This is a genomic window from Oleiharenicola sp. Vm1, from assembly GCF_047777955.1.
Lineage (GTDB): Bacteria > Verrucomicrobiota > Verrucomicrobiia > Opitutales > Opitutaceae > Didemnitutus.
Genome location: NZ_CP180537.1, coordinates 3,774,282 through 3,793,002, shown reverse-complemented (window position 1 = coordinate 3,793,002; position 18,721 = coordinate 3,774,282). Strand labels below are relative to the sequence as shown.

20 protein-coding genes are annotated in these 18,721 nt (G+C 72.0%); 13 read left to right on the top strand and 7 right to left on the bottom strand.

Annotated elements, in window-relative coordinates; genetic code table 11:
* The first annotated feature begins 41 nt into the window (after positions 1 to 41).
* On the top strand, positions 42 to 1,172 hold the full coding sequence (locus ACMYLB_RS18270; RefSeq protein ID WP_415908375.1) for a pyridoxal phosphate-dependent aminotransferase: 1,131 nt from the start codon (positions 42 to 44) through the stop codon (positions 1,170 to 1,172).
* An 80-nt stretch (positions 1,173 to 1,252) separates the two neighbouring features.
* Here the strand turns inward: ACMYLB_RS18270 and ACMYLB_RS18265 are convergent, their stop codons facing one another.
* The 3 genes from ACMYLB_RS18265 to ACMYLB_RS18255 form a co-directional block, all read right to left on the bottom strand.
* A complete protein-coding gene (locus ACMYLB_RS18265; protein ID WP_415908374.1) occupies positions 1,253 to 1,714 on the bottom strand; it encodes a DUF4440 domain-containing protein in 462 nt (153 codons plus the stop codon).
* On the bottom strand, positions 1,711 to 2,844 hold the full coding sequence (locus tag ACMYLB_RS18260) for a methyl-accepting chemotaxis protein (RefSeq protein ID WP_415908373.1): 1,134 nt from the start codon (positions 2,842 to 2,844) through the stop codon (positions 1,711 to 1,713). Before ACMYLB_RS18260 ends, ACMYLB_RS18265 begins: the two co-directional genes overlap by 4 nt.
* Positions 2,845 to 3,034: 190 nt before the next feature.
* On the bottom strand, positions 3,035 to 4,351 hold the full coding sequence (locus ACMYLB_RS18255) for a DUF3300 domain-containing protein (protein ID WP_415908372.1): 1,317 nt from the start codon (positions 4,349 to 4,351) through the stop codon (positions 3,035 to 3,037).
* A gap of 145 nt (positions 4,352 to 4,496) precedes the next feature.
* Here ACMYLB_RS18255 and ACMYLB_RS18250 point away from each other — a divergent pair, with 145 nt between their 5' ends.
* Positions 4,497 to 4,712 (top strand): hypothetical protein, encoded by a 216-nt coding sequence (locus ACMYLB_RS18250; protein WP_415908371.1) that lies wholly within the window; start codon positions 4,497 to 4,499, stop codon positions 4,710 to 4,712.
* 15 nt (positions 4,713 to 4,727) lie between these two features.
* On the opposite strand, the gene ACMYLB_RS18245 is transcribed toward ACMYLB_RS18250, so the two are convergent.
* Positions 4,728 to 5,216 (bottom strand): DUF1203 domain-containing protein, encoded by a 489-nt coding sequence (locus tag ACMYLB_RS18245; RefSeq protein WP_415908370.1) that lies wholly within the window; start codon positions 5,214 to 5,216, stop codon positions 4,728 to 4,730.
* A gap of 118 nt (positions 5,217 to 5,334) precedes the next feature.
* Between ACMYLB_RS18245 and ACMYLB_RS18240 the strand changes: the two genes are divergently transcribed.
* The gene (locus ACMYLB_RS18240; RefSeq protein ID WP_415908369.1) at positions 5,335 to 6,735 is read left to right on the top strand and encodes a peptide MFS transporter; all 1,401 of its coding nucleotides are present in this window, start codon (positions 5,335 to 5,337) and stop codon (positions 6,733 to 6,735) included.
* A 12-nt stretch (positions 6,736 to 6,747) separates the two neighbouring features.
* On the opposite strand, the gene ACMYLB_RS18235 is transcribed toward ACMYLB_RS18240, so the two are convergent.
* Both ACMYLB_RS18235 and ACMYLB_RS18230 read right to left on the bottom strand, forming a co-directional pair.
* Positions 6,748 to 7,290, bottom strand: a complete 543-nt coding sequence (locus tag ACMYLB_RS18235) for an HD domain-containing protein (protein WP_415908368.1) — start codon at positions 7,288 to 7,290, stop codon at positions 6,748 to 6,750.
* 37 nt (positions 7,291 to 7,327) lie between these two features.
* Entirely contained in the window at positions 7,328 to 8,032 is a 705-nt protein-coding gene (locus ACMYLB_RS18230; protein ID WP_415908367.1) for a hypothetical protein, read from the bottom strand.
* A gap of 119 nt (positions 8,033 to 8,151) precedes the next feature.
* Here ACMYLB_RS18230 and ACMYLB_RS18225 point away from each other — a divergent pair, with 119 nt between their 5' ends.
* The 7 genes from ACMYLB_RS18225 to ACMYLB_RS18195 all read left to right on the top strand — a co-directional run bounded on the left by ACMYLB_RS18225 (position 8,152) and on the right by ACMYLB_RS18195 (position 14,455).
* The gene (locus tag ACMYLB_RS18225; RefSeq protein WP_415908366.1) at positions 8,152 to 9,969 is read left to right on the top strand and encodes a right-handed parallel beta-helix repeat-containing protein; all 1,818 of its coding nucleotides are present in this window, start codon (positions 8,152 to 8,154) and stop codon (positions 9,967 to 9,969) included.
* A gap of 53 nt (positions 9,970 to 10,022) precedes the next feature.
* Complete coding sequence (locus ACMYLB_RS18220) at positions 10,023 to 10,820, top strand: metallophosphoesterase (RefSeq protein ID WP_415908365.1); 798 nt, start codon at positions 10,023 to 10,025, stop codon at positions 10,818 to 10,820.
* 94 nt (positions 10,821 to 10,914) lie between these two features.
* Complete coding sequence (locus ACMYLB_RS18215) at positions 10,915 to 11,511, top strand: glycerophosphodiester phosphodiesterase family protein (protein ID WP_415908364.1); 597 nt, start codon at positions 10,915 to 10,917, stop codon at positions 11,509 to 11,511.
* A complete protein-coding gene (locus ACMYLB_RS18210) occupies positions 11,508 to 11,726 on the top strand; it encodes a glycerophosphodiester phosphodiesterase family protein (protein ID WP_415908363.1) in 219 nt (72 codons plus the stop codon). Before ACMYLB_RS18215 ends, ACMYLB_RS18210 begins: the two co-directional genes overlap by 4 nt.
* A 292-nt stretch (positions 11,727 to 12,018) precedes the next feature.
* Positions 12,019 to 12,384, top strand: coding sequence for a hypothetical protein (locus tag ACMYLB_RS18205; RefSeq protein ID WP_415908362.1), 366 nt, complete (start codon positions 12,019 to 12,021; stop codon positions 12,382 to 12,384).
* The gene (locus tag ACMYLB_RS18200) at positions 12,336 to 13,001 is read left to right on the top strand and encodes an ABC transporter permease (RefSeq protein ID WP_415908361.1); all 666 of its coding nucleotides are present in this window, start codon (positions 12,336 to 12,338) and stop codon (positions 12,999 to 13,001) included. The genes ACMYLB_RS18205 and ACMYLB_RS18200 overlap by 49 nt, the downstream gene beginning before the upstream one ends.
* Positions 12,899 to 14,455 carry an FtsX-like permease family protein gene (locus ACMYLB_RS18195; RefSeq protein WP_415908360.1) on the top strand — a complete coding sequence of 519 codons (1,557 nt, stop codon included), beginning with the start codon at positions 12,899 to 12,901 and terminating at the stop codon, positions 14,453 to 14,455. Before ACMYLB_RS18200 ends, ACMYLB_RS18195 begins: the two co-directional genes overlap by 103 nt.
* 128 nt (positions 14,456 to 14,583) lie before the next feature.
* On the opposite strand, the gene ACMYLB_RS18190 is transcribed toward ACMYLB_RS18195, so the two are convergent.
* The gene (locus ACMYLB_RS18190; protein WP_415908359.1) at positions 14,584 to 15,114 is read right to left on the bottom strand and encodes a hypothetical protein; all 531 of its coding nucleotides are present in this window, start codon (positions 15,112 to 15,114) and stop codon (positions 14,584 to 14,586) included.
* 137 nt (positions 15,115 to 15,251) lie between these two features.
* Here ACMYLB_RS18190 and ACMYLB_RS18185 point away from each other — a divergent pair, with 137 nt between their 5' ends.
* From ACMYLB_RS18185 to ACMYLB_RS18175, 3 genes are all read left to right on the top strand, one after another.
* Positions 15,252 to 16,157, top strand: coding sequence for a hypothetical protein (locus ACMYLB_RS18185; RefSeq protein ID WP_415908358.1), 906 nt, complete (start codon positions 15,252 to 15,254; stop codon positions 16,155 to 16,157).
* Between the two features lie 178 nt (positions 16,158 to 16,335).
* Complete coding sequence (locus ACMYLB_RS18180) at positions 16,336 to 16,683, top strand: hypothetical protein (protein WP_415908357.1); 348 nt, start codon at positions 16,336 to 16,338, stop codon at positions 16,681 to 16,683.
* Positions 16,684 to 17,000: 317 nt separating this feature from the next.
* Positions 17,001 to 18,686 carry an Ig-like domain-containing protein gene (locus ACMYLB_RS18175; RefSeq protein ID WP_415908356.1) on the top strand — a complete coding sequence of 562 codons (1,686 nt, stop codon included), beginning with the start codon at positions 17,001 to 17,003 and terminating at the stop codon, positions 18,684 to 18,686.
* The last annotated feature ends 35 nt before the right edge of the window (positions 18,687 to 18,721 follow it).

Sequence of the window (18,721 nt, the reverse complement as noted above, 5' to 3'; positions counted from 1 at the left end):
GCGGGAGGCGCGGTCCGGACGATTTTCCCCCGCCCCTCCCCATGACCACGCTCCTCAATCGCCGGCAATGGCTGCAAGCCGCCGGCGCGACCGTCGCCGCCGCCGCGCTGGCCTCGCCCGCGCGGCTCCTCGCCCAAACGCCCGCCGCCGCCCCGCGGCGCTCGCTCGTCGCCTCCGGCCTCGTCCGGCTCAACTACAACGAAAATCCCTTCGGCCCCGCCGCCTCCGCGAAGGCCGCGATGGCGCAGGCGGCGAACGAGCGGGCGTTCCGCTACGCCGATGCCGAGGAGCGCGAACTGCTCGAGCTGATCGCGCGCCGCGAGGGCTGCCGGCCGGAGCAGATCGTGCTGGGCGCCGGCTCGGGCGAGATCCTCGACGTGGCCGGCTTCCACTTCGGCCTGGAGCGGGGCGAGATCGTCGCCGCCCACCCGAGCTACATGGCGCTGCTCAACGCCGCCGACCGCGTCGGCGGCCGGGCGGTGCGCGTGCCGTTGAACGCGCGGTTCGAGCACGACCTGCCCGCGATGGCCGCGGCGGTGACGCCGCGCACCTCGCTCATCTACCTCGTCAACCCGAACAACCCGACCGGCACCGTGTGCGACGCGGCGGAGCTGAAGCGCTTCGTGCGCGAGCAGGCGGAGCGCACGACGGTGTTCATCGACGAGGCCTACCTGGAGCTGACGGACGATTTCGCCGGGCGCACCTGCGCGCCGCTCGCGGTCGAGGGCCGCAACGTCGTCGTCGCGCGCACGTTCTCGAAGATCTTCGGCCTGGCCGGCATGCGACTCGGCTACGCGGTGATGCCGGAGAAGCTCGCCGTGACGCTCCGCGCGCGCATGACCGGCAGCCTGAGCATCGTGACGATCGCGGCGGCGATCGCGTCGCTGCAGGATGCGGCCTACGTCGCCGCCACGCGGGCGAAGATCCAGGCCGGCCGCGAGGCGCTGGTCGCCGCGGTGAAGGCGCTCGGCCGCGAGTGCGCGGTGCCGCACGGCAACTTCGTCTTCTTCCGCACCGGGATGCCCGCGCCGGAATTCATCGCGCGGATGCGCGCGGAGGGCGTCGAGGTCGGACGGCCGTTCCCGCCGCTGCTCGACTGGGCCCGCATCAGCATCGGCCTGCCCGAGGAGATGGCGGCGTGCCACCGCGCGCTGCGGCGGGTGCTTGGCTGAGCTGGAGGACGGAAGCCGGAGCGCCGATCGGGCGGATCCGGTCCGCGGCCGTCAGTCCACGGCCTGCCGCCCGCCGGGCCTCACGGCTCGCGCGTGGCCTGCCAGGTGACGACCTGCCACTGGCCGTTGCGCCAGAGGAAGGCGCCGCTGTTGCGCGAATACCAGTGCGTGCCGTCGGGGTTGCGGATGAGCAGGCGGAAGTTCAGCGCGGCGAAGGCGCCGTAGGGGCGCACGCGGATGTCCTCGGCGGCGTAGCTCGTGCGCGGCGTGGCGGCGGTGGAGGCCTGCGCGGCGGCGGCGACGCCGGCCACGATCTCGGCCTTGGTCTTCACCTCGCCCTTGCCGCTGGTGTAGACGAGGTCGTCGGCCCAGAACCGCGCGTGCATCGCCGGATCGTCGACGCGCGTGAGAAACTCCCGCAGCAGCCCGCTGATGGCGGAGACGGTCTGCTCCGGCGTCGGCGCGGCGTCGGCGGCGCGGAGCAGGGAGGCGGAGAGGAAAAGCAGGGTGCCGAGGACGAACGCGCGGGAGCGGGGCTTCATGCCGCGACCGTAGCGGCCGGGCTTTCGGCGGCAAGCGCGGCGGTGGCGGCGGGCGCGGCCGGGCACGCCCCGTCCCCGGCCGACTCCGCCCCGACGATCTCCTGCAGGGCGAGCACGGCGTGGCGCAGGCGGTCCGCGTGGTCGCGCAGGTGGCGGGCGTCCGCCGCGGTCTCCTGGGCGTTGAGTGCGTTGGCCTGCGTGGCCTTGTCGATCTCGAGGGTGGACTGGCGGAGCAGCACGACGCCCGCCTGCTGTTCCGCGCTGGCGGCGGCGACCTCGGCCGCCAGCCCGTCGAGCTGGCGGTTGTTGGCCAGGATCTGCTCCAGGCCGTGCGAGACCTTCTCCGCCAGCTCGACGCCCTGGCGCGTCTTCTGCACGGCCACGGCGATGTGGTCGGCCGTCTCGCGGGCGGAGCCGGCGCTGCGCTGGGCCAGCGCGCGCACTTCCTCGGCCACGACGGAGAATCCCTGCCCGGCTTCGCCGGCGCGGGCGGCCTCGACCGCGGCGTTCAGGGCGAGGATGTTGGTTTGAAAGGCGATCTGGTCGATCGTGGTGACGATGCGGGCGACATCGTCGCTGCCCCGGCGGATCTCCGCGATGGCGGCGGCCAGCGCCTTCATGTCCAGGGCCCCGGTGTCGGCGGCGGCGTGGGCGTCGTTGGCCAGGCGCTTGACGGTGGCGGCGATCTCGGCGTTGCGCGCGGTGGTGCCGGAGAGCTCCTCGACCGACGAGCCGGTCTGCTCGATGTGCGCGGCCGCCTGCTGGGCCTGGTCGGCCAGGGTCTGGCTCCGCTGCGAAAGCCGGCCGGCCGAGGCGAGCACCTGATTGGATGAGCTCTGGAGCGTGCCGGCGAGGTCGCGCAGCAGCCGGCAGAGCGTCCGCCAGATCCACCACACGCAGGCGCACGACATCAGCGTGCCCGCGGCGCCGACCGCGAACACCCAGCGGTAGCCGGCGGCGACCGACTCGTGCAGCGTGCGGATGCCGGCCCCCGGGGCGGTGCCGGCGAGTTGGTCGATCTGTCCGTCGAGGCGATGGAGCAGGAGCAGCGCGGTGGCCGCGAGCACGGCGGCGGCGGACATCACCAGGGCGAAGCCGGCGAGGATCTTGTGTTGGGACGAGAGCTTCATGCGGAGACGAACAACAGCCACAACATCCTCCGCTCTCGTGGGGGGCGAGGAAGGTGGCGACCAGGGAATGGGATGAGGCCTCTCGATTAATCGGCCGAAACCGGGCCAGGTTTAGGGACAATCGGCGCGAGCCGCGTGGCGCCGGACGGACGGTGCCGGATGGCGAAACCGCCGCACGGAGCGCGGGAGGCTAGTTCTGCTGCTGCCGGTCGCGGCCACGGTCCCAGCGGCCGCGGTCGTTGGCGCGGCGGTCGTCGCGGCCGGCGGCCGGGGCCGGCGCGGCTTCCGGGGCGTTGCGCACCAGCGGCGGCCGCACCGGTCTGCCGACGGGCGACGCGGTCATGGGGGCGGGATTGGTCATCGGAGGCGGCGGCGTGCCGGGGCGAACATCGGAGCGCGGCGGACGGTTGAAGCGCGGGCCGGCGTCCTCGCCGCGCGGCGGGCGGCGGCGGTCGTTGAACTGCGGCGCCACGGCGGGCGGAATCGAGGTGGGTGGCTGCGCCGCGACGACGGGGGCGGTGGGCACGGCGGGACTCGTGGCGACGACGCCGGGCGCGCTGGCGACCGGTGAGGCGGTTTCGCGGCGGGAGCGGTTGCCATAGTCGGGGCGGTTGCGGTGGTCGCGGTCGCCGGACGGAGCGGGCGAGCGGTTCCAGTCGCCGCGGCGATCCGGCGCGGGACGGCCGAGGGTCTCGCCGGCGCCGATCCAGCGGCGGTCGGACTGCGGCGGCCGGGCAAGCGCGGCGTCGTGGCGGTCGAAACGCCGGTCGTGCCGCGGCGGCGGCGTCCAGCGCGTCCACGCGACGTCGGGCGCGCTGTGGTGCGGCCGGCGCCAGTCGGGCTGGTAATACCAGGCCGGCGGCCGGTGCGCGATGCGCACGTGCCGGGCGCGCCAGTCGCAGTCGTAGCTCAGCCACGGCCCGACGCCATAGGCGACGCCGAACGTGATCCCGGTGCGGGCATACCAGGGCGCGACGATCGGGCCGCACAGCACGACCGGGTCGTAGCGCGGCACGTAGATCACCGTGGGGTTGGTCGGCAGGATGCAAATCTCGTCGGACCCGACCACGACTTCCTGCTGCGGCGTGTCGGCGAGCATGCCGGCGGCACGGGCGCGCGCGCGGACGGCTTGGATGGCGTCCATGACATCGTCGGGCTGGTCGATGAAGCAGTCGCCGAGGCGGCGCGTCCAATCGAGGTTGCGGTCCAGGTAGTCGACGACCTCGCGGTAGCGCGTCAGCGCCTTCACGCTCTCGTCCCAGGGCTCCGAAAGGACGTTCTCCGGCGAGCCGCCGTTGGCGAGAAAACGCGAGGCGAGCACGACGTCGGCGGGATGCGTCGTCGCCGGGAGGATCAGGGCGACCAGGGGATCGGGGTAGAGGGCGATCGGCGCGACGAGGGTCTCGATCTGGTCGGGCGGCAGGAGCACGGCGGCGTCATCGTCGGCGGCGAGCCGGCCGAGGCCGAGGCAGGTGGCGACGCACACGAGCAGCAGGGGTGTTTTCATGGGAGTGGCCGGACGGGTGGCACTCCTTTTGACGCACGGGCGGGGTGGTTTATTTGAACTATTTTCCCCGAGGCGGCCGCCGGGGCGGATGCCGCCGAGCAACGGATGCGGAGCCGCCGGTTCCGGGCGGGCGTAAAATGGCCGCGTGAACCTATCCTTCCATCTCGACGAGGCGAGGTATCCGATCCGGATGCGCTGGTTTCTCGCGGGGGCGTGGCTGCTGATCCTGGCCAAATGCGCCGCGGTCGCTTGGGCGATCGACCATTGGAACGTGCCGATCCACGCCGCCTGGGTCATCGTGCCGACGCTCCTGATCGCGACCCTGGCCACGGGCCTCTGGCTCGGCGCCGGCGACGAGTGACGCGACGCGCGCGGATCAGCCGGCGCGGTCGATCCGCGCCGCGAAGCAGCCGTGTCCGGCGAAGCGGGCGTGCAGATACGCGACGCCGGGGCGGGCGAGGAGTTCGCGGAACGCCACCGGGGCGTCCTCCGGCGCGACGAGGGTCGAGTGCACGATGCGATCGCCGGCGTCGTAGGCGCGCAGCGCGAACGTCCGGTTGAAGTAGCCCGCCGGCACCTCGCCGGCCGGCACGCGGGCCGGCGCCTGGTCGGCGCTGATGAACACCGGTCCGATCTCCGCGAACTCGCTCGGCAGCGGCACCGCCTGGTAGCTGCACAGGATCAGGCGCTCGCCCGCCGTGGCGCGGCGGAGCTGGTCGCGCATCGGCTCGCCGCCCGCGGCGATCATGACGCGCACGGCGCGGCCGAAGTCGTCGCGTCCGGTCGTGCGGACGCGCTGGACGAACTCGGCCGGGAGGGGCGGGAGGACGAAGGAAAGGGCGGAGGCGAGGGCGGGCGCGGTCATGAGCCGAGGGTGGAACCGGCGAATCGGTTTTGCCGCGGCCGAAAAACGGGCAAGGGATTCCGGCGGTCTCCGCGCGGCGCAGCTTGCCATCGCGCGGGAGTTTCGGAAACGTGCCGCCGTGAGTTCCACGCCCTTACCCCCGGCGGCGGCCGCTTCGGCGGACCGCGCCTTCCTCGGTCACCCGCGCGGCCTCGGCTACATCGCCTTCGCGGAATTCTGGGAGCGCTTCTCCTACTACGGCATGCAGACGCTGCTCGTGCTCTACATGACCAAGCAGCTGCTGCTGCCCGGGCATGTCGAGGGCGTGGGCGGCTTCGCGGCGTTCCGCCCGTGGCTCGAGCGCGTCTACGGCGGCGGCGGGGCGCTGAGCGTCGTCGCGACCGCCTCCGCGATCTTCGGCCTCTACACCGGGCTCGTCTACCTGACGCCGATCGCGGGCGGATTCATCGCCGACCGCTGGCTCGGGCGCACGAAGACCGTCACGCTCGGCGCGCTGCTGATGGCGGTGGGGCACTTCCTCATGGCGTTCGACCTGACGTTCCTGCTCGCGCTGCTCTGCCTGCTGCTGGGCGTCGGCTGCTTCAAGGGCAACCTCGCCAGCCAGGTGAGCGCGCTTTACGCGGCGGAGGACCTGCGCCGCGCGGACGCCTACCAGATCTACTATCTCTTCATCAACGGCGCGGTGATCCTCGCGCCGCTCATCACCGGCACGCTGGGCGAGGTCTGGGGCTGGCATTACGGCTTCGGCGCCGCCGGCATCGGCATGGTCATCGGCCTCGTCATCTACCTCGTCGGGCGCAAGTGGCTGCCGGCCGAGCAACCGGCCGCGCGCGCCGCGGCGGCGGAGAAGAAGCCGCTCTCGCGCGACGACTGGATCGTCACCGCCGTGCTCATCGGCCTGCTGCCGGTGCTCGCGGTCGGCGCGGTGCTGAACCAACAGATCTTCAACGCCTACCTGCTCTGGGTGCCGGACCACGTCAGCCTGGTGTTCTTCGGCCGGACGATGCCGACGACCTGGCTCGTGACCCTCGACGCGACCGTGAGCGTGTCGTCGCTCGTCGCCGCGGTGGCGTTCTGGCGCTGGTGGGCCAAGCGCTTCCCGGAGCCGAGCGAAGTGGTGAAGATCACGCTCGGTCTCGCGATCAGCGCCTGCGGCGCGCTCTGCCTCGCAGGCGCGGCGCTCGCGTCGGCCGGCGGGACGAAGGCGAGTATCGGCTGGGTGCTCGGCTTCGAGCTGCTCAACAGCATCGGCTTCGCCAACGTCTTCCCCGTCGGCCTCGCCATGTATGCGCGCGCCGCCCCGGCGCGCGTGTCGGGCACGATCATGGGCGTGTATTACCTGCATCTCTTCGCCTGCAACAACCTCGTCGGCTGGCTCGGCGGCCTGCTCGAGAAGATGAGCGGCGTGCACTTCTGGCTGCTGCACGCCGCCCTGGTCGGCGGCGCCGCGGCCGTGATGCTCGTCGCCGCGCGCGCCGCGGGGCGCTTGCTGAATCCGCGCGGGCCGGCGGCAGCGTAACCGTCGCGCCGCTCAGCCCAGCGGCGCGAGGAAGCGACCGACGTTCGCGATGTGGTCGGCGAGCGGGACGCCGAGGTGCTGCACGCCGAGCTCGATCACGCGGCGGTCGATCTTCGCGGCGAAGGCGGGCTCCTTGAACTTCTTCAGGATCGAGGCCGGCTTCATCGCGGCGTAGGCAATCGGATTCATCTTCCGGTAGGCATAGAAGAGGCCGCAGAGCTCGTCGGTCGCGAGCAGCGCGGCCGCGAGCTTCGTCTGCGGGAGCGTCTGGAAGGCGTTGTAGCCGTAGGCGTGCGCCTCGACGGCGTGGATCAGGTCGGGCGGGTAGTCCCACTCCTTGAACCACTGCAGCGACGGGCCGGGGTGCGCCGCGGGGTGCTGCTCGAAGTCGAGATCGTGGAGCAGGCCGGTGACGAACCACAGGTTGACCGGTTCGTTGAGGTGCGCGGCGTAGCCTTCGAGGGCGGTCGCGACCATGACGGCGTGCGTGCGCTGATAGGGGTCCTGGACGTGCGCGTGCAGGAGGGCGGTGGCGGCTTCGCGGGTGGGGAGCATGACGGAGGGCGGAAAACGGCGGCGCCGTCCATCCGTGTCAGTCGACGCCGACCAACGCGAGGTGCATTTCGCCCGCGCTGCGCAACCCGGCGGCGCCGACGGCCAGCACGCGCGCGGTGGCGGGCGCGGCGAGGACGGCGCGCGCCTCGGCGGCCGCGGCGGGCGAGAGCGGCACGATCGCGACGAAGCGGCTGCGCAGCGGCACGGTGGGCGTGCCGGCCGTGACCATCAGCCCCGGCTGGTTGCGCCGCGCCCAATCCTCCAGGCAGGCGACCAGGGCCACGAACGTCAGCGCGCCGTGCGGACGCCAGTAATCGAACTCCTCGGTGTAGGCGTCGCGATGGACCACGAGGGCGTAGGCGCGGCGGATCACTTCGCGCGCTTCGGCGGGTTGCGCGGCCAGGCGCGCCTGGTGGGCTTGCATCCGCTCGGTGTAGGTGAGCGGCGAGGCGGCCTCCGTGCGCAGTTCCGGCGCGTCCGGTTCGCGGCCGAAGGCATCGCGCCACGCGGCGCGGGCGGTGCGCTCGCGCAGGACGCCGTCGCGCTGCAGCGCGACGCGATGGCGCGCGATTTGCGTGACGAGCGCGTCGGGCGATGCGGTCACGTTTGCCGCCGGTCGGCCGAAGGCGAGGAGGTGGGCGAGCGCCGCGCGCTCGGTGTCCGCGGTCGGTTCGGTGGCGAAAGTCGGGACACTCGCCAGCAGCACGAGGGCGAGGAAGGGCAGGGCGCGGGGCAGCGGCATCGCCTCCAGCGAGGCGCGGCGGCGGCCGCGGTCAACGGTCCCGTTGCGCTAGTGTTTGAGCAGCGCGGCGCTGGTTTTGCTCGGCGCGACGCATGTCTTTGGGTCAACCTCCTCACCCCATGAAGCTGTCTTGCGTGCTGACCCCGCGCGCCGCGTTGCTGGCGGCGCTGCTGTTGACGACGATTCCGAACCCGCTGTGCGCGCAGCCGTCGGGCGGCCCCTACGGACCGCAGGCGCGGCACTACGACGTGCCGGCGACCGGTCGCGTGTTCTTTGTCGCCCCGGACGGGCGCCCCGAGGCCGACGGCGCCGCGCTCGACCGCCCGACGACGCTCGCGGCGGCGATCGAGCGCGTGGCGACGGGCGACACCGTCGTCCTGCGCGGCGGCACGTATCGCACCGGCGGACTGGTGCTCAGCCAGGGCGTGACGCTGCAGCCTTACGCCGACGAGCGACCGGTGCTGAAGGGCACCGAGGTCGCCGCGGAGTGGGAGAAGGTCGCCGACGGCCGCTGGCGGACGAAGTGGACCAAGCTCTTCCCCGCCGCGCCGGCCGACTGGTGGCGGCGCGACCGCCACGAGAAGCTGACGCCCCTGCACCGCTTCAACAACGACATGGTCTTCGTCGACGGCGTGCTCCTCGCCTCCGTCGGCAAGCTCGACGATCTCGCACCGGGCACTTTCTACATCGATTACGAGAACGCCTGGATCTACCTCGGCGCCGATCCCGCCGGGAAAATGGTCGAGATCACCGCGCACGACAGCGCGCTCGTCCGCACCATGGGCACCGCGCACGGCAAGCCCAACGACCGGCGCGGCGCCACCCTCCGCGGCCTGACGTTCACGCAATACGCCTATCGCGCGCTCGAGATCGAGGGCGTCGAGCCCGGGCGGAAGATGCATCCGGACGAGTTCGGCAAGGAGGTCGTCGGCTCGACGTTCGAGGACGTCACGATCTCGTTCTGCTCGCGCGTGGCGGGCTACTTCCACGGCGACGGCATCGCGTTCCGCCGCTGCCTCATCGCCGACTGCGGCACCGAGGGCATCTACGTGGTCAACTCCGGCGACATCCGCATCGAGCGCTGCATCGTCACCCGCACGAACAGCGCGGAGAAGATCACCGGCTACTTCGCCTCCGCGATCAAGATCTTCAACCAGAGCTACCGCGCCGTGGTGCGCGACAACCTCATCCTCGACAACCCCAACGCCAGCGGCGTGTGGTGGGACGTGGGCAACGTCGACGGCGTGTTCGTGGACAATTGGGTCGAGCGCACGAACGACGGCTTCTTCTTCGAGATCTCGAAGGGCGCGATCTGCGCCGGCAACGTCTTCGTCGACTGCGACCGCGGCATCCACGTGCTCAACAGCTCGAACGTCCGCATCTACCAGAACACGCTCTGGAACAGCGTGGTGAAGATCGAGCGCACGGAGCGCAGCGCGGTCGGCGACCACTTCGGCTGGCACCCGAGCGCCGGGCCCGACGTCACCGAGCGGCACGGCCACGTGTTCCTCAACAACCTGCTCGCGGCGGACGCGAACTTCCGCGGACCGCTGCTGTTCGTGACCCAGAGCGAGAAGGTGCGCGATCGGCTCGCCGACGCGCAGCTCGCCGCGCTCGACGGCAACGCCTACGTGCGCCGCGCCGGCACGCAGGCGCAGCCGCTGCTCAGCTGGGGACCGGTGCCGCCGAAAAACGACACCGTGGACCTGGCCGATCTCGCGGCACTCCGGAAACTCCAGCCCGCCTTCGAGGCCAGCGGTCGCGCGCTGCCGGATTACGAGGGCCCGCTGTTCGCGAGCCCCGAGCTGAAGCGCTTCGAGTTGCAGCCGGATTTCCCGCTGCGCCGCGTCGCCGTGCCGTTGCCCGCCGAGGCGGAGAAGGCGCTCGGCCGGCCGGCCGCCGCGGCGGGTCTGCCCGGTGCCTATCCGCCGCGCTGAGCCGCCGCGCAGCCCGGGATTGCGCCGCCGCGGCGCGCCGCTTCGATGGCAGGATGCTGCGCGTCCTGTCCGACCTGCATCTGCACGACGCCCGCACGCTGGTGCGGGACTGGCGGCAGCTCGAGCCGCTGCTGGCGGGCGTGCGCACGCTGGTGCTGAACGGCGACACGGTGGAGATGCGGCACCACCTGACGCCCGCGCAGCTGGACGAGATCCGGGACTTCTTCCGCGCCCGCGTGCCCGAAGTGGTGTTCGTGACGGGCAACCACGATCCGGACATCAGCGCCACCCACGAGCACCTCGCGGCCGGCGGTCGCGTGTGGGTGACGCACGGCGACGTGTGCTTCGACGACCTCACGCCGTGGAGCCGGCACGCGGCCGAGATCCGCCGCGCCGTCGCCGCGCAGCTCGCGCTCGATCCCGGGGCGGACTTTGCCCGCCTGGACGTGCGGTTCCGGATCGCCCGTCATGTCGCGCGGACGGAGGTGAACCTGCCCGATCTCGCGACCGGCGGCTGGGGAGCGCATCTCCGCTGGGCGTGGCGGACGTTCTTCCCACCCCGGCAGGTGCTGGCGATGCTGCGCTGCTGGCGCGACCTGCCGTCCCGCGCTGCGGCGCTCGCGCGCGCCCAGCGGCCGACGGCGCAGGTGGCCGTGACGGGTCACGTGCACTTCCCGGGCGTCTGGCGCGTCGGGCCCGCGCTCACCGTGATCAACACCGGCTCGTTCCTCCGTCCGCTCGGCGGGCACCTCGTCGACGTCGTTGGCGACCAGGTGTCGGTTCGCCGCATCGAGCGAGGCCGCGCTGGTTTTCACCCCGGGAAACTGCTCGCGCAGATCCCGCTGCACTAGCCGGGCCGGGCGGCGGCGGGCGGAGCGGGCACCGAAGAACCGGGGTTGCGTGGCGCCATGCGAAGCTGGCAGAAATCATCCCCATCTCCTCCCCATGAAAGTCCTCCTGCTCGCGACCGCGTTGTTCCTGGGCCTCGGCTACCGGTCGTTGCCGGCGGCCGCCATCGTCGCGCATCGCGGCGCGTCGCACGCGGCGCCGGAGAACACGCTGGCGTCGGAGCGCCTGGCCTGGGCGGAGGGCGCCGACGCGGTCGAGACCGACATCCACCTGACCCGGGACGGGCGCATCATCGTGCTGCACGACGCCAACTGCCGCCGCACCACCGGGCGCGACGCCGAGATCGCCGACCTCACCTTCGCGGAGGCGCGCACGCTCGACGCCGGAAAATGGAAGGACGCGAAGTTCGCCGGCGAACGCCTGCCGTCGCTCGACGAGCAGCTCGCGCTGGTCCCGGAAGGCAAGCGCCTGCTCGTCGAGATCAAGACCGGGCCGGAGATCGTGCCGGAGCTCGCGCGGGTCCTGGCGCACGCCGGGGCGGCCGCCTCGCGCGTCACGCTTATCAGCTTCAACTTCGACGCGCTCCGCGCGGCGCACGAAAACTGCCCGCGGTCCCAACGCTCTGGCTGGTCGGTTGGCGCGCGCCGGAAAAGCACGAGGCCGCGCCTCCCGCGTCGGACCTCGGCACCGTGATCGCCCGGGCCCGGGCGGCCGGCTTCACCGGCCTCGATCTCCAGCATACCTGGCCGCTCACGGCGGAGGACGTGCGGCAAATCCGCGCGGCCGGACTCCAGCTGCACGTCTGGACCGTCGACGACGCGGCGGTCGCGCGCCACTGGGTCGACCTCGGCGTCGATAGCCTCACCACCAACCGTCCCGCGGCGTTGCGGCGGGAACTGGCGCCTTAAGCGCACACCGGAAGCGGGACGCCGCGCGTTCGTCCGTTCGTTTTCCTCCTGACAGCACGCTGTCAGGGCCGGGTGCTAGGATGGCGGCGTTGAGTGTTTCCCTCCACGCCTCCCGGGCGCCGCGCGCGACCGCGCCCCGACCGCCGCCACTGTGTGGCTCGCCGGCGTCCGGCGCTGTGCGACCGCGCGTCGCATTCCGCTTTCCGCGACCGCGGTCCGGATTTCCGTGCCCGGTTGACGTCCTTCACCCGCGCGTCGGTGCGCGACCGTTTCCCCGCCCTCCCGTCCTCCCATGATCCACGACCTCAAGTTCGCCCTGCGCAGCCTGGCCAAGACGCCGGGCACTTCCCTCGCGTTCATCTTCATCCTGGCGCTCGGCGTCGGCGCCAACACCGCCGTCTTCTCCGTCGTCGAGGCGGTGCTGCTGCGCTCGCTGCCCTACGAACGGCCGCGGGAGCTCGTGGCCGTGCGCTCGGCGGCGGCGAGCGAGGTGGGCCTTTTAATCTCGCCGAGTTCTGCGAATACCGCGATCGCGCGCGGGCGTTCGACGGGCTGGCCGCGCTCGGGTCGTTCAACACGAACCTGGTCGACGGCGGCGAGGCCCAGCTGGTGCAGGGCCTGCGGGTGTCGCCGAACCTCTTCGCGCTGCTGGGCGTGAAGCCGGTGCGCGGGCGGCTGCTGACGCCGGCGGACGAGGCGGCCGGCGCGGCCAAGGTGGCGGTCATCAGCGAGGAGTTCTGGCAGGGACATTTCGGCGGCCGCGACGACGCGGTCGGGCGCGTGGTGCGGCTGAGCGGCGAACTGCGGACGATCGTCGGCGTGATGCCGGCGAGTTTCATCGTGCCGTTGAATGGCTACAACAAGGAGGTCGTCGTGCCCCTGCAGCCGGAGGCGGACGCGACGCGCCACAACCACAACGGCGTGCACTCGCTGGTCGTCGTCGGGCGCCTGGAGCCGGGCGTGACGCCCACGCAGGCCCTGGCCGACCTGGCGAACGTGCTGGCGGCGCTCAAGGGCGAGCGGCCGGAGACCTACGGGCGCTTCGAGCACAACCTGCTCGTGCCGCTGGCGGAGCAGATCTCGGGCGATGTGCGGCCCGTGCTCGGCACGCTCTGGGGCTCGTCGGCTCGCTCCTGCTGCTGGCCGGCGCGAACCTCGCCGGTCTGCTGCTCGTGCGCGGCATCGGCCGGCGGCGCGAGCTGGCGATCCGCGCGGCGCTCGGCAGTTCCCGTTTCCAACTGCTGCGGCTGCTGTTCGCCGAGTGCCTGCTGCTGACGGCGGCGGGCGGCCTGGCCGGCGGGTTGCTGGCGCAGGCGGGCCTGGCGAAGCTGCTCGCGCTGCTGCCGCCCGGCGTGCCGCGGGCGGCGGAGATCGGCTTCAGCGGTCCGGTGCTCGGCTTCACGCTGCTGGTCTCCCTGCTGGCGGGAATCCTCCCGGGCCTGCTGCCGGTGTGGTCCTTCTCGCGCACGGACCTGCGGGATGCGATCCAGACCTCGACCCGCGGCAGCACGGGCGGCGCCGGCGTGCAGCGTTCGCGGCACTGGCTCGTGACCGTGCAGATCGCGCTCGCGGTGGCGCTGCTGGCGTGCAGCGGGCTGTTCCTGCGCAGCTTCATCGCCGTCGGCCGGGAGCGGCCGGGCGCCGATCCGGCACGCACGCTCACCGCGCGCGTGTCGCAGCCCGAGGTCGGCTATCCCGACCGCGAGGCGCTGTGGCGTTTCGAGCGGGAATTCCGCGCGCGGCTGGCGGCGATTCCCGGCGTCGAGGCGGTGGGCGCGACCTCGCTGCTGCCGCTGGCCCCGGGGCTGGCGACCACGCGGTTCAAGGTGGCGACGCAGGAGGAGCGGCCGGGCGTGGAACTGCCGAATGCCAACTACCGCCTCGTCACGCCGGGCTTTTTCGAGGCTCTCGGCGTGCGGCTGCTCGGCGGCCGGTTCCTGGCCGAGACCGACGATCCGGATCATCCGCTCGTCGTGGTGATCGGCGCGACGCTGGCGCGGAAATATTTTCCCAATCAGGACGCGGTGGGCCAGGAGATCGAGATCGAGGATCGCGCGGACGGCCGGCGGAAATTCCAGGTCGTCGGCGTGGTGGAGGACGTGAAGCAGGGCCGGCTCGACGACGCGCCGAGCTTCGACCTCTACGTGCCGTTCCACCAGATGGAGCCGCCGGCGGTGCCGTGGATTCGTCTCCGCACCTACTGGCTGCTGCGCGCGGCGCTGCCGGCGTCGACGCTCGAGGCGGCTTTCCGGCGCGAGTTGAAGGCGATGGACGCGTCCATCCCCGTCGCCTCGGTGCTCACGCTCGAGGCGGTGGCGGACCGGTCGCTGGCCGTGCGCCGCTTCACGCTCGTGATCGTCGGCGTGCTCACGGGCACGGCGCTGCTGCTGACGGTGGCGGGCATCTATTCCGTGATGGCCTACGGCGTCGCCCAGCGCACCCGCGAGATCGGCGTGCGCATGGCGCTGGGGGCGGAGATCGGCACGATCCTGCGCCAGGTGCTGGGCGAGGGGATGGGGCTGATGCTGCGCGGGGCGGTGGGCGGGGTGCTCGCCGCGCTGGCGCTCTCCCAGCTCATCGCGGCGCAGCTCTACCAGACCAGCCCGCACGATCCGCTGACGCTGCTCGCGGCGGTGGCGCTGCTGTTCGTCGTCGGGCTGCTCGCCTGCTGGATTCCGGCGCGCCGCGCGGCGAAGGTCAGCCCGCTGGTCGCGATGACGGCCGAGTAGCTCTTCCGTCCGTCCGCCCGTCGCCCGATCCGGCGGCGGGCGCTCCGCGGGCCTACTTTTTCGGGTCGAACTTCACCGTCCGCTCCTGGCGCCCGTTGACCTGGCGGCCGCGATGGAGAAACGGCGGATCAAGGCGAGCGATCCTTGGCCGGTCCGGTCGCGTCCCAGGCGGCGAGCTTGGCTTCCGCCTCGGCGAGCAGGCGGCGGAGCTTGGCCAGGATGTCCTGCTCGTTCTCGATGCGGTGCGTGACCGCCTGCGGCGTGCCGGTCGCGGCGGTCTTCTCGCGCAGGGCGAGGTCGCGCGCGAGCATTTCGGAGAAATCCTTGATCTCGGCCTGCAGGCGCGTGCGGCGGGCCTGCCAGCCGAGGATCTCGACGGCGCGCACGGTCCGGCCGTTGACCTGCGCGCGCATGGCGGCGGCGCGGTCGGCGGCGGCGGCGACGCCGCGGTCCATGCCGGCGAGCTGGAGTTCCTGGAGGGCGACGTCGTAGGCGGCGAGCCGATCGGCGCCGAAACGCTCGACGAGCTCGGCGCGGCAGGCGGCGAGTTCCTCCTCGGAGCCGGCGCGGACGACCGAGGCGGGCAGATCGGGCTTCGCGCACGAACTCATGGCCAGGAGACCGAGGACATACAGGAGGCGGAAGAACCGGCGGAGCATGACCGCAGGTTGCCCGGGAATGGCCGCGAAGGAAAGTCCGATGCCGGGGCGAGCAGGGCAAGGCGCAGAGGTCATTGCGCAAGCGATGCGTGGAGCGGGCGAACGCGCCGCGCTAGACTGCGGGCGTTCCTCCCGCGATGCCTTTGCCCTCTCCGCCGTCCGATGCGCCGGTGCCCTCGTCACCGCGACCGCCGCGTCGCGGCGGCCTGCTCGCCGGGCTGCGCGGGCTCGTGGCCGCGCCGGAATATCCCGGCGACGAGAACCGGACGCGCCGGGCCCGGCTGTTTCACCTCAGCTACCTGTTCTGCGCGGCGTGGCTGATCATCATGCTGCTCGGCGGCCTCGTCGGGAACCGGATCCCGGCGCGGCTTAGTCTCACGCTGCTCGTGATGGGCGCGCTGGGTCTGGTGCCCTACGTGTGGGTGCGGCGGGGGCGGCTCGAGGCCGGGGTGACGTTCTGGCTTGGCTACTGCTATGTCGCGGCGACGGTGGGGCTGGCGATGCTGGGCACCATTCGCGCGCCCGCGCTGGGCTTCTACCTCGTGCTCGTGATCTGCGCCGGCTACGTGTTCGGCGGACGCGGAATGATCGCGATGGTGGGCCTGAGCTCGCTCGCGGTCGCCGGACTGATCGTCGCGGAAACCCGCGGCTGGCTGCCGCAGCCCGACTACCGGGTGAGCGTGACGCAGTGGGTGACGGCCACGGCGTTCTTTGCCTGCGTGGGGTGGCTGACGCTGGCGGCGGAGCGCCAGATCCGGCAGTCGCTGCGGCGCGCCGAGCAGGAGGTGGCCGAGCGTCGTCGGGCCGAGGCGGAGCTGCGCGAAACGAACCGCCGGCTGGAGGAGGCGCTGGCCAGCGTGCGGACCTTGAACGGATTGCTGCCCCTGTGCGCCTGGTGCCGGAAGGTGCGCGAGGACGCGGGGTATTGGAGCGCGCTGGAGAACTATGTCGCCGCGCACACCGACGCCACGTTCACGCACGGCATCTGTCCGGACTGCGAGGCCAAGCACTTCGGCGGCCGCGAATGCCGGAAGGTCGAGTGACGTGCGCGTGTCCGGCTCCTCCCCCGGGGCGCCGGGCCGGCTTTGAGCGTCCGGCCGGAGGAGCGCGCAGCCGGGTCGCGGTGCGGTCGTGAACCCACGATTCGTTCTTTCCCCGATGGCCGCGGAACCGGTCCTTTGGGGGATTGCGCTTTGGCGGCGAGTGTGTCCCGTGGAGGCCATGAAAGTCGGTGCCAAGGTGGTTTGCGTGGACGATGTCTTCCCGGCGGCGATCCGGGAGTTTTATACGGCGCTGCCCGTCAAGGGCGCGACCTACACGGTGCGCGAGGTGTCGCTCGGCCGCGAAAAGCTGGCGATCGTGAAGGACGGCAAGATCGTGCCGAACGGCGCGTCCGAGGAAAGCGTCACGGTGCGCATCCTCCTGCACGAGCTCGTGAACCCGCTCGACCCCTTCAACGGCAACCGCGCCGAGCTGGGCTTCAACGCCGAGCGCTTCCGCGAGGTCGAGGAGGAGCACGCCGAGGAAACGCACGAGGCGACGATCGCGATCGGGGCGACCGTCGACTGAGCCCGGCGCTCGCCTCGCCCGCGCGACCGGCGGCCGCGGGCTCGCCCCTCGCCGGCTGGCGATCCTGCGGCGCCGCGGAACTACTTCTGGCCGTCCCAGACTAAGGAGGTTATCGCTCACACCACGATGACCTGCCTGATCAAGCTGCCCAACTGGACGCGGATGGTTTTCTTTTCCTCGCGGCGACGCTGTGCTTCCCCGGCGCGCTGCGGGCCGACACTCCGGCCGCACCCGCCGCCGGCGCCGCGGAGCGGATCGTCTCGTCCGCCCCCACGACCCTCGAAGTCGAGGGCCGGCGCCTGTCCGGCCGCCTGACCGTGGCGCCGGAGATCCTCAGCGCCGACACCTCGTCCGACCTGGTCTACACGATCACGGTCGAGCCGAAGTTCGGGCGCGTCGGCCTGGCCGGCGAGGGCGATGAGACGGATTTCTTCGCCAACAAGACCTCGCGCTTCGGCTATTTCGCCTACGAGGCGCGCGAGGACTACACGGGCGAGGACGCTTTCACCTACACCGTGCGCAACACCACCTCCGGCCTCGTCTTCGAGAACCGCGTCGTGATCCAGGTCCGGCCCCCGCCGCCGGTGGTGCTCGATGAATTCACGGTCAAGGGCTCCCGCGCGCGCACGCTGACCGCCGCGGCCGTCGCGCTCCGCACCCGCCCGAACACCCCGGTCGTGCAGCGGATCCCCAATCACCAGGACTTCATGCCCGCGGCGGACCGCGCCGCCATCGCTGACCCGAAGGTCGTTTACGCCCTGGACGAAAAGGTCCGCGCGCAGCACGGCACCGCGCAACTCGACCCGCGCACCGGCGAGCTGACCTACGCGCCGAATCCCGGCTTCATCGGCGAGGACCATTTCAACTACTACACGACCGACGAGAACCATCCCGAGCTCGGCGTGGAGAACGTGATCAACGTCACCGTCGAGCCCGTCCGCATCCCGAGGCACCAGGTGGTCGATCGCAGCAAGAGCCGGCAGGTCGACCTCGTGTTCGTGATCAACAATTCCCGCTCCATGGCGCCGCACCAGCAGCGCATCGCGGAAAACCTCCGCCGCTTCCGCCAGCTCTTCGACGCGAAGAAGCTCGATTACCGCATCGGCGTGCTGACGACGGATTTCGTCAACCAGGGCGAGCGCTACTTCAAGAAGGTCGAGTCCATCGCGTTCGATGCGGCGGGCCGGCCGGTGCTCGACCGCAAGGGCCAGCCCAAGCGCACCACCAAGGAAGTGGCGAGCAACGGCAACCTCGTGACGCTGCCCGTCCTGCCCCAGCCGTGGGTCACGCCGCAGACGCCGGACGCGGTCTTCGCCGAGCTCGTCAAAGTCGGCACCAACGGCGACAGCAACCGCACCGCCTTCACCGCGGTCTACAATCTCGTGGCCGACGCCCAGGCCGGCCGGCACACGCTGCTCCGCCCCGACGCGACGGCGATCGTGGTCTTCTTCATGGACGAGGAGGAGACGCGCATGGCCACCTGGCAGCCGCAGCCCGACGGCACGCGCAAGGCCGAGTGGGTGGAGGACGGCAAGCTGCCCGACCTGATCCAGGCCTACAACGCGCGCCATCCCGCCCAGCGCCAGACGCTCGACGGCTACATCAATTACTGGGTGCTGCGCCCCTTCATCATCGTGAAGGGCAACCAGCGCGGGAAAATCGAGATGCACGCCGTCGTGTCGGCGGACAATCGCTCGCACCGCCGCGCGGCCGAGCTCACGGGCGGCACGGTGCTGAACATCGACAGCGACTTCTCCGCGCCGCTCGCCGCCCTCGGCGACCGCATCGCCGACACCGTCGCCGTCGCCCTCGACCCGGTGGAGCCGGGCGCCACCTTCGCGCGGAAGACGCTCCGCGTGCTCGTCGACGGCCGGCCCGTCGCCGCCGATCCGCAGAACGGCTTCGTCTACGACGAGCTCTCGCACAGCATCCGCTTCCAGGGCGCGGCCAAGCAACAGGCCTTCGCCGCAAAGATCGAGATCAGCTACGAGGAGCACAAGTAAGCGGACGCCGCGGACGCCTCCCGCGCGACCGGTAA

Coding starts and splice junctions, on each gene's coding strand:
- ACMYLB_RS18270 (WP_415908375.1), top strand. CDS start 42: ATGACCACGCTCCTCAATCGCCGGCAATGGCTGCAAGCCGCCGGCGCG.
- ACMYLB_RS18265 (WP_415908374.1), bottom strand. CDS start 1,714: ATGAAGCCCCGCTCCCGCGCGTTCGTCCTCGGCACCCTGCTTTTCCTC.
- ACMYLB_RS18260 (WP_415908373.1), bottom strand. CDS start 2,844: ATGAAGCTCTCGTCCCAACACAAGATCCTCGCCGGCTTCGCCCTGGTG.
- ACMYLB_RS18255 (WP_415908372.1), bottom strand. CDS start 4,351: ATGAAAACACCCCTGCTGCTCGTGTGCGTCGCCACCTGCCTCGGCCTC.
- ACMYLB_RS18245 (WP_415908370.1), bottom strand. CDS start 5,216: ATGACCGCGCCCGCCCTCGCCTCCGCCCTTTCCTTCGTCCTCCCGCCC.
- ACMYLB_RS18235 (WP_415908368.1), bottom strand. CDS start 7,290: ATGCTCCCCACCCGCGAAGCCGCCACCGCCCTCCTGCACGCGCACGTC.
- ACMYLB_RS18230 (WP_415908367.1), bottom strand. CDS start 8,032: ATGCCGCTGCCCCGCGCCCTGCCCTTCCTCGCCCTCGTGCTGCTGGCG.
- ACMYLB_RS18225 (WP_415908366.1), top strand. CDS start 8,152: ATGAAGCTGTCTTGCGTGCTGACCCCGCGCGCCGCGTTGCTGGCGGCG.
- ACMYLB_RS18220 (WP_415908365.1), top strand. CDS start 10,023: ATGCTGCGCGTCCTGTCCGACCTGCATCTGCACGACGCCCGCACGCTG.
- ACMYLB_RS18215 (WP_415908364.1), top strand. CDS start 10,915: ATGAAAGTCCTCCTGCTCGCGACCGCGTTGTTCCTGGGCCTCGGCTAC.
- ACMYLB_RS18205 (WP_415908362.1), top strand. CDS start 12,019: ATGATCCACGACCTCAAGTTCGCCCTGCGCAGCCTGGCCAAGACGCCG.
- ACMYLB_RS18190 (WP_415908359.1), bottom strand. CDS start 15,114: ATGCTCCGCCGGTTCTTCCGCCTCCTGTATGTCCTCGGTCTCCTGGCC.
- ACMYLB_RS18185 (WP_415908358.1), top strand. CDS start 15,252: ATGCCTTTGCCCTCTCCGCCGTCCGATGCGCCGGTGCCCTCGTCACCG.
- ACMYLB_RS18180 (WP_415908357.1), top strand. CDS start 16,336: ATGAAAGTCGGTGCCAAGGTGGTTTGCGTGGACGATGTCTTCCCGGCG.